Source organism: Cellulosilyticum sp., from assembly GCF_982396655.1.
Window position 1 is genome coordinate 26177 of record NZ_CEVXFV010000042.1, and the last position, 8709, is coordinate 34885.

Genomic DNA, 8709 nt, shown 5'->3' on the forward strand with positions numbered 1-8709 from the left:
TTGTAATAAATTTCTACGCATAAACGCGTTCTTCTTGTCCACTTACAGTAAGAACAATGTTTAAATTGCCATTTCTACATCTTAAGGCATCTATAAATTCTTTCTTATTTTTTTCTGGTTTAAGTTTAATTTTGTAAATTACCTCAAACAAAGCACCAAACTCTCTCGTTTTTACTTTGTCCATATTGAAAGAAAGTGTATACTCTTCAAATATATCATTAAAAACTTCTTCGTAATTCATATCTTCTGGTACTGAAATTTTAAGTTGCATAAAAGGTATTTTAGGTACTGCATAGTGAATTAAATTTAAAACCAACATAAGCATGCAAATAATCGCAGTAACTAACACTGCATAGGTAATATAGCCTGTCCCACATGCTAATCCTACTGCTAGAGTTATAAAGATATATGTAATATCCTTTGTATCTGAAAATGTTGTCCTAAATCTAATAATTGAAAAAGCACCTGCCAAACTAAATGCTCTTGCCACATTATTGCCTACTAAAAATATAATAACTGCAATCACTACTGGTAAAACTAATAATGTCACTACAAAGCTTGGTACATACCCTTCTTTCTTATGCGTTCTCATATACACTAAACTAACAACTAATCCTAGTATGACGGCTACTCCTAGTACGATTAAACTATTAGTTACTGTTAAGACACTCTCTTCTCCTGTTCCCATTAAACTTTCTAACATGCACTGCCCTCCCTAATTTCTCGATTTCGCCCCTGTTCTAAACAGTATCGTTTATACTCCGTCCCGTATTTAGAAAAACTAGTTGTATATATCTTAAGTTCCGATAATATACTTGTCAGCCAAAGAGGCATTGCATCTAATATCTTAATTTCCATTAGATATTGTCCCTTATCTAAGAGCTGATTTCCATAACATCCTTTTTCAAGGTACACTTCATCTCGACGCGTTGTAATCTGCTTATCAAATGTTATTCGAAATTCTCTATTGTCTTTTCCAAAAAAGGCTTTTCGCTCATAGCTGATATATACTTTCGGATATACTTTGTTGCATTTCAAGAAATAAAGAATTTCATTCATCACTTGTTTACTCATATATCCCTCGGTCTTAGGGATACTACCTCTTTCCAAAAGATCATAAGCTTCACCTAAAGTGAGAACTACTCTTCGCTTATTTACAATACCACCTATTTTTTTTTTAAGCTCAAGAAATACTTTATCATCTCTACTTCTGGGTATTGTATAGCTTCTAAGTCTCAGCTTCTCTTTATAATACGGTTTAGCTAATGAATGTCTTATTAAACTATCATGAGCCGTATCATAATAAATATTATAAATACTGTATTGTTTACCATCCTTACAATACTCATCTGGTGACATGTACTCTAATAGTCTTGGTATAAGTGCATCATACTGCATTTTAGTCAGCATAAACTTCTTTTCATAACGCTGAAATGATGTAATGGCCATACGATTACTCCTTTCTGTTTTAATGATAATTTTCCTCCCCAAAAATCATCAGAACTATTAATTCAATATTAATAATAGGTTAACTTTTTATGTTAATCGCTTAATATTTATTTAATAATTCATAAAAAAAGTATAATGCATTTTATATTAATAGTAAATATTTTTTCGAAAAATGTATGTTTTTTTAATATATAATGATACTTTTATTTCCATCACAAAAAAACAGCGACCTTAGTTTAATTACTAAAGTCACTGTTCCACACCTTCAAAATATCGTACTATTCCTAAATAAATACTCCATGCCATTTTGTCTTGATAAAGATCATCATTTAATTTAGCTTCTTCTTCTGAATTAGTTAAAAAACCACATTCTACAATAACAGATGGAATCTCTATCGCCTTCAAAACATAATAATTGGCATTACTCTTTGCTTCTCTTCGATTTTCAGTATCAGCGTTTTCTTTGATACTTCTTTGAATAAGTGTTGCTAATGCCTTACCATGCTCAGATTTTTTACTATAAAAAGCCTGTGCCCCTCTTACACTAGGTTGTGAAAAGGAGTTTTGATGGATACTTACTACAATATCACCGTCTGCAGCCATCTGTTTCCTTTGGGCCATATCTTTACTTTTATGTTTAACCCCTTCCATGCCATCTACATCATTATCTGTAGTTCTTGTCATTACTACCATCGCTCCAGATTGCTCTAGATAATCTCTTAATTTAAGTGCAATCTTTAAATTTAAATCTTTTTCATCTTCGCCATTAATCCCAGGTTTTCCTGGGTCAAACCCACCATGCCCAGGGTCTACTATTATTACCTTAGAGGATGTAGCAGTCCCCATAGTTTCTACTGTTTTTTCATGTGCTACATTATATTTAAAATAAGATACACCACAAATAACTGCAACTAAGGCTATTACTAATAATGGTATTTTAAAATGACGCATATACTCACCTCATCTTTTCATACTTGTCCCTTCTAGTTTATTAAAATGAGGTGAATTCTATACCATTTATTTTTCTAAAAGTGCTAAGGAGTCCCAACTATCTAGTGTCTCAAGGCCTAACTTCCATGCCCCATATCCAGCTAAATCATACTTATTTGCGAGCTGAATACGTGCAGCTATCGTTTCACTTGTTTCAAGCCAAATTTTATAAGTACCATCTTCTACTTTTTTTTCTGCATAAGGCTGTCCACTATTAGGATCAAGTGTCGGTGTAACACCCCATTCTTTGACCTTAGCTTCTGCCGCACTCATTGTATAAGAACGCGTTTCTAAACCATGAGCCGTTTCCTTCCATAAACGCGTATAGAATGGTATACCTAATACAAGTTTATCATTTGGTACTTCTTCAAGGTTTTTCTTAATCCCATCTTCTACCCAAGGAATTTCTGCTACAGAACCTGCTTCTTCTGAACCTAAATGATGCTGATCATAAGCCATTACAATGAAATAATCACATAATCCCGAAATTTTAGCTCTTTCATAGTGGCTTGACCAATTAGATGGCATATACACATCTACTGTTACTAAGATTCCAGCTGCTTTAAGCTGTGGATATAATTCTCTCATAAATTGTACCCAAACAGCGCTTGTTTCTGTTTGAATATTTTCAATATCAATATTAATGCCATCATAACCATATAATCTTGCTTTTTCTATCAGTTGATCAATAACAAATTGCCTTTTGGCTGTACTTGAAAGTACTACCTCAGTCAATCCAGGTTCTGTGAAATTATGACTTATAAGTGCCCAAACCTGTAAACCTCTTTTATGTGCATTGTCCACATATGCTTTATTCCCTAAATCACTTAGGTTACCATTTTCATCTGCAAATTGGAACCAAGTAGGTGAAATAACATTAGCTTCTGTAACACGTGAATATTTCGTACTATTCCAGTCTCCTGCTGTTTGTACAGTCACCTGATCCCAGACAAGTCGCACTTTTTCACCTAACGGATTACTTGGCCATGTCTCGATACTACTCAATGCTCTACCTGCTACATCTGTTAAATCCTTTAAATTATCTTCTGGTATATAACCAATAATACCATTTTCACTTCTTACCCTTGCAAAGCCATCTTCAATAGAAAAGACTACGACCTTCTCGCCTCTTTTAAGTGTTTCTATCACCGTTGTTTTTTGAAGCGGATGTGTTCTAAGGCTTGTACTACGTCTTATAGTCCCTATCTGACTTCCTTTAGTTATATCATTTATGATATATAATTTATTTTCTTGCCCAGGCGTAATTTCTATCCCAGCTTTATCTCTAAGGAGGTCTTCTGGAACATATAGCATGTCATCTATAGTTTTAATACTATACTCTACTTGAACTTCCTTGCCATTTAAGCGTGCTTTATCACTATTTGGATATAGCCTTAAAACATTTCTTACATCTGTTATGGTCATAATCTTTTCTGCTTCATCATAAAAAATCACTGTGTCTAAGTAATCTCTTACAACTTCATAACTTATATATATTTTTCCATCAATTATCTTAACAGGATTCTTTAAATTAATCCTTTGATCATCATAAACTAAATTATATTCATTCTCTTTAAATTCATCAAAATATGTCAGTGGATCTACTATATCTCCTACTGGCACAAATCTGCTCGCCGCAATTACGACCAAAACTATTGCAATTAACCCCACTACGACTTTTTTAAACATCTTTTCCCTCCTAACAAGTCTAGTATAACACACAAACCCTAATATATATAGCTTGCTAACTTGTCAAATTTTGAATGCATTATTTTATTATTTTATTTAATATGTTTTATAGAGAAACCAACTAAAACCTTGAAGCTGGGCGAAAGTACTACTACCTTACTAAAATGTTGGCAGGTATAATTAAAGTAGGGACTATAGTTTTATCTCAGATTCAATCAAAGCGAATCCGAAGGAAAACTATAGTCCCTACCTTATCTATGCCATCTATGCCCCTTAACTAAAAAAAGGTAGTAGCACTTTCGTACTACCACCTTTTATATTTTATTTATCAATTACAATATTTTGATCTCTATTTGGCCCTACACCAACCATAGTAATTTTACATCCAACGAGTTCTTCAATTCTTGCAATATAGTTTTTAACTGTTTGAGGTAATTCTTCATAAGTACGGATATGAGAAATTTCTCCCCATCCTTCCATCTCTTCATATACAGGTGTACATTTTTCTAAGTCTTCAAGACTAGCTGGGAAATATTTAATTACTTCTCCATTAAATTCATAGCCTGTACAAATCTTAACTTTTTCTAAGCCTTTTAATACGTCAATTTTATTAAGTGCAATTTGAGTTAAACCACTTGTTCTAACTGCAAATTCACCAATTACTGCATCAAACCATCCACAACGTCTTGGGCGACCTGTTACTGTACCAAATTCATGACCTTCTTCTCTGATACGATCACCTGTTGCATCATGAAGTTCTGTTGGGAAAGGACCTTTACCTACACGTGTAATATACCCTTTCATAACCCCGATACATTCATCAATCATAGTTGGGCCTATACCAGCACCAATACAAGCTCCACCTGTAATTGGGTGTGAAGATGTTACATATGGGTATGTCCCAAGATCTAAATCAAGAAGTGTACCTTGCGCACCTTCAAAGAGTACTTCTTTACCTTCTTTAATAGCTTCATAAACTTCTACTGTTGTATCAATTACATGTGGTTTTAAACGTTCAGCATATTTTCTATATGTTGCAATAATTTCTTCTGCATCGAACTGTACATCTTGCTCATATACAAATTTAAGCATTGCATTTTTAACTTTAACGTTTTCTCTTACTTTTTCAGCAAATACTTCTTCATGATATAAATCGCACACACGAATACCAGAGCGTTCTGCTTTATCCATATAACATGGTCCAATCCCCTTCATAGTTGTTCCAATGTCTTTACCATCTTTTGCCTTAAGTGATTCTTTTGCTTTATCAAGCGCTTTGTGGTATGGCATTACAAGATGTGCTCTTGTACTAATTTTAAGTGTACTTACATCTATTCCTTTAGCTACTAAACCATCTATTTCACCTAAAATACCTTCAGGATCAATAACTACACCATTACCTACTAAACAAGTCTTTCCAGGATATAATATACCAGAAGGTATAAGTTGGAATTTATAAACTTCATCATTTACAGCAACAGTATGACCCGCATTATTTCCTCCTTGGCAACGTACAACTACGTCTGCTTTCTCTGATAAAATATCTATTATTTTAGCTTTTCCTTCGTCTCCCCATTGTGCTCCTATTACTACTTTAGTTGGCATGGTTACACATCCTTTCGATATTTCTATTCACGTTTATCTGTTCAACACGTTTATCATATCAGACATCTTTCTATAAATCAATAATAACCTCGAATATTTATTTATTTTATAGAGAAAACGTTCGTCAATTCTGTATTTTTCTTCCTTATAATTACTGTTTTCAATTTCGTTATTGACAACCTTTAACTATATTGCTATCTTTATTTTATCCTCATGGCACTTGACTTATAATTCTATAAATTATTCATGTAATAACGTAATAAATTCAATATTTCTTACGAAAACTATTAAAAAATAAATTCTTTGTATACATTAGGGATTCGTATACACAATTCATTTGCACTAATGAGGGATTTGCCTATAAAAATAGAGGAGGCTAAGAATGGATAAAAAAATATATGTTTTTGGGCACAAAAATCCTGATACAGACTCAATCTGTGCGGCTATTTCTTATACTTACTTAAAGCGCGCACTAGGAACAGAAAATATAGAAGCTGCTAGACTTGGGAAAGTTAGCAAAGAAACACAATTTGCCTTAGATTACTTTGGAGTAGAAGCCCCTACTTTATTAAAAGATATTAAACCACAGGTTAGTGATATGAACTTCTATAGTGTACCTCCTGTCTATGTGGTTGACTCTGTAAAAAAAGCTTGGGATGTCATGACAGAAAACCGCCGCCAAATGATTCCTGTCTTATATCATGACAACAAGCTTGCAGGTATTATTTCAATGACTGATATTTCTAAGACTTACATTGGTCTTACTGATGGTTCAGTTCTTAAAGAACACAAAACACCTTTCATTAATGTACCAGGTGTTTTAGATGGGAAGGTGATTAGTGGAAATTATCCTCATGCTTATGTACTAGGAAATGTTTATACTACTGCATCTTTCTCACCAGATACAACTTTAGATAGCTCAGATATTATTATCACAGGCTCTCATAAAGAACTTATTCAAACTGCACTTCGTTCAGGTGCTGGATGTGTTATTATCACAGATCAAAATATGGATCATATTGAAATTGATATTCCAAATGATGTAACTGCAGCTGTTGTCTGTACAGGTCTTACATTCTTTAAAACTATCAAACTAATTTCACAAAGTATTTCTGTTAAAAATATATTAGTAAAAGACAATATTACTTACTTTGAAACAGATGACTACTTAGACGAAGTAAAACAAGCAATGCTTAATACTTCTTACAGACATTTCCCTATCTTAGATGAGAAAAGTCATGTAAAAGGGCTTATTTCTAAACGTCACTTATTAGATGTTCAAAAGAAAAGGGTTATCTTAGTAGACCATAACGAACGTGGACAAAGTGCTGATGGTATTGAACAAGCTGAAATTCTTGAAATCATCGATCACCACCGCGTTGCTAATTTAGATACAGGAAATCCTGTTTTCTTACGTGCAGAGCCTGTTGGTTGTACAAATACTATCATTGGTAAAATGTTTGAAGAACATAACGTTATGCCACCTAAAGCGATTGCTGGTATTATGCTTAGTGCTATTCTTTCAGATACACTTATCTTCAAATCACCTACATGTACACCAGATGATATTCGCATTGCAACTAAACTTGCTGAAATTGCTGAAGTAGATCCTTATGCATATGGTGCTGAACTTCTTGCAGCTGGTACTTCACTTGAAGGTATGACACCTAGTGATTTACTTAATATTGATAGAAAAGCTTTCACTATTGGTAAATACAATATTAGTGTAGCGCAAATCAATACAGGTGATTTCCAAAGCTTATTTAATATCAAAGATGATATCATGGCTGAAATGCGTCGTATTGAAGAGGAAGAAAAACTCAACCTTTGCATGCTCATGGTAACTGATATTGTTGTAGGTGGAACTGAACTTCTTGTAACAGGCGCAGAAAAACAAATTGCTGAACAGCTCTTTGGACTTGCCCCTGGCGATGATAGTGTCTTCTTAAAAGATGTATTCTCACGTAAAAAGCAAATTGTACCAAAATTAATGAGTCTTTCTTAATAAGATACTCATTTTTAAACTTAAATTATTATATAAAAAAGGCATTAATCCTAGTTTTATTAGGATTTAATGCCTTTTTTATATGCTCTAATGAAGCTATTTTCACCTTCTTATTTAACGTTTAAAGAAGGCTATGATTAAATACCAAACTTTCTTACGCTAAAAAAAACTGGGACATATACCCCAGTTTTTATAAATATCTAGCTAACACATCTATAGCATGTGTTTGAATCAATAATTTTCCATGTTCTTTTAAAAACTCTTCATTTAAGTCACTTGAAGGGAACTTACTTCCAAATTCATCTAATACCCCAACTAATGCATCACTGTTCATATTAGCTTTTTTATTCTTTTCTAATATAAGGTAATACTTTTGATTAAATTTATATAATGAATTGTCACCAGCAAACATTGGCTGAATGCGATGAGCTGCCATACATACATTATCAAAATCATTAAATAAATAAGTAATAGATGTTACCTTACTTTTAGTCTCTTTCGCTTGCTCTATAGCTTCACTGCCCATAAGTGCTAAATCAGTTAATCTATCCTCTTCTGGTTCTTTAAAAGTACGATGTGTTGGTCTCTCTCCTATAGCTTCTAATTTCTGTTCTATTTGTGAAGGGTCTTCTACTTTTGTAACAACAATCATGATGCTATCTGCTGATAATGGTACCGCCTCTATCATGAGTGGTACATTATCCGTCTCAAAACCAAAATCCTCATAAGCCCTGGCCATCATATCTTTAAACAACGCCTGTGCCTTCTTAGACCCATAAGCAAGTTCGCTAATTTTTAAATTTCTATCAGTAAGGTCTGAGTGATTTAAAGTGACTTGGATCTGCGTATCGCTAAGCTTTTCTATCTTCATTCAAATCACATCCTTTCTTATTTTAGTTGTTTCTATATATATTATATTAGTATAAGTATAATGTAAATGTGCCATACATGTAAAGAGGATAATATTTAAC

The 8709-nt window shown here is 33.2% G+C and carries 7 protein-coding genes; 1 reads left to right on the forward strand and 6 read right to left on the reverse strand.

The annotated features are described in order from the left end of the window. Window positions 1-13: 13 nt before the first annotated feature. The 5 genes from AC1VAQ_RS15405 to AC1VAQ_RS15425 form a co-directional block, all read right to left on the reverse strand. Window positions 14-703, reverse strand: a complete 690-nt coding sequence (locus AC1VAQ_RS15405) for a DUF4956 domain-containing protein (RefSeq protein WP_302598480.1) — start codon at window positions 701-703, stop codon at window positions 14-16. Then, window positions 697-1449, reverse strand: a complete 753-nt coding sequence (locus AC1VAQ_RS15410) for a polyphosphate polymerase domain-containing protein (RefSeq protein ID WP_302598481.1) — start codon at window positions 1447-1449, stop codon at window positions 697-699. The genes AC1VAQ_RS15405 and AC1VAQ_RS15410 overlap by 7 nt, the downstream gene beginning before the upstream one ends. A 249-nt stretch (window positions 1450-1698) precedes the next feature. Then, a complete protein-coding gene (locus AC1VAQ_RS15415) occupies window positions 1699-2400 on the reverse strand; it encodes an N-acetylmuramoyl-L-alanine amidase (RefSeq protein WP_302598482.1) in 702 nt (233 codons plus the stop codon). Window positions 2401-2466: 66 nt separating this feature from the next. Continuing rightward, window positions 2467-4128: a glycosyl hydrolase family 18 protein gene (locus tag AC1VAQ_RS15420; RefSeq protein WP_302598483.1), complete on the reverse strand. Its 1662-nt coding sequence runs from the start codon at window positions 4126-4128 to the stop codon at window positions 2467-2469. Between the two features lie 321 nt (window positions 4129-4449). After that, a complete protein-coding gene (locus tag AC1VAQ_RS15425; RefSeq protein WP_302598484.1) occupies window positions 4450-5733 on the reverse strand; it encodes an adenylosuccinate synthase in 1284 nt (427 codons plus the stop codon). 382 nt (window positions 5734-6115) lie between these two features. Here AC1VAQ_RS15425 and AC1VAQ_RS15430 point away from each other — a divergent pair, with 382 nt between their 5' ends. Continuing rightward, window positions 6116-7738 carry a putative manganese-dependent inorganic diphosphatase gene (locus AC1VAQ_RS15430; RefSeq protein WP_303244128.1) on the forward strand — a complete coding sequence of 541 codons (1623 nt, stop codon included), beginning with the start codon at window positions 6116-6118 and terminating at the stop codon, window positions 7736-7738. Between the two features lie 190 nt (window positions 7739-7928). Here AC1VAQ_RS15430 and AC1VAQ_RS15435 read toward each other — a convergent pair whose 3' ends face one another. Continuing rightward, a complete protein-coding gene (locus AC1VAQ_RS15435; protein WP_302599528.1) occupies window positions 7929-8609 on the reverse strand; it encodes an adaptor protein MecA in 681 nt (226 codons plus the stop codon). Window positions 8610-8709 lie beyond the last annotated feature (100 nt).

What these genes read in the sequence shown, in the direction of transcription:
- AC1VAQ_RS15405 (WP_302598480.1), bottom strand. Translation starts at nt 703, where the DNA reads ATGTTAGAAAGTTTAATGGGAACAGGAGAAGAGAGTGTCTTAACAGTA.
- AC1VAQ_RS15435 (WP_302599528.1), bottom strand. Translation starts at nt 8,609, where the DNA reads ATGAAGATAGAAAAGCTTAGCGATACGCAGATCCAAGTCACTTTAAAT.
- AC1VAQ_RS15410 (WP_302598481.1), bottom strand. Translation starts at nt 1,449, where the DNA reads ATGGCCATTACATCATTTCAGCGTTATGAAAAGAAGTTTATGCTGACT.
- AC1VAQ_RS15425 (WP_302598484.1), bottom strand. Translation starts at nt 5,733, where the DNA reads ATGCCAACTAAAGTAGTAATAGGAGCACAATGGGGAGACGAAGGAAAA.
- AC1VAQ_RS15415 (WP_302598482.1), bottom strand. Translation starts at nt 2,400, where the DNA reads ATGCGTCATTTTAAAATACCATTATTAGTAATAGCCTTAGTTGCAGTT.
- AC1VAQ_RS15430 (WP_303244128.1), top strand. Translation starts at nt 6,116, where the DNA reads ATGGATAAAAAAATATATGTTTTTGGGCACAAAAATCCTGATACAGAC.
- AC1VAQ_RS15420 (WP_302598483.1), bottom strand. Translation starts at nt 4,128, where the DNA reads ATGTTTAAAAAAGTCGTAGTGGGGTTAATTGCAATAGTTTTGGTCGTA.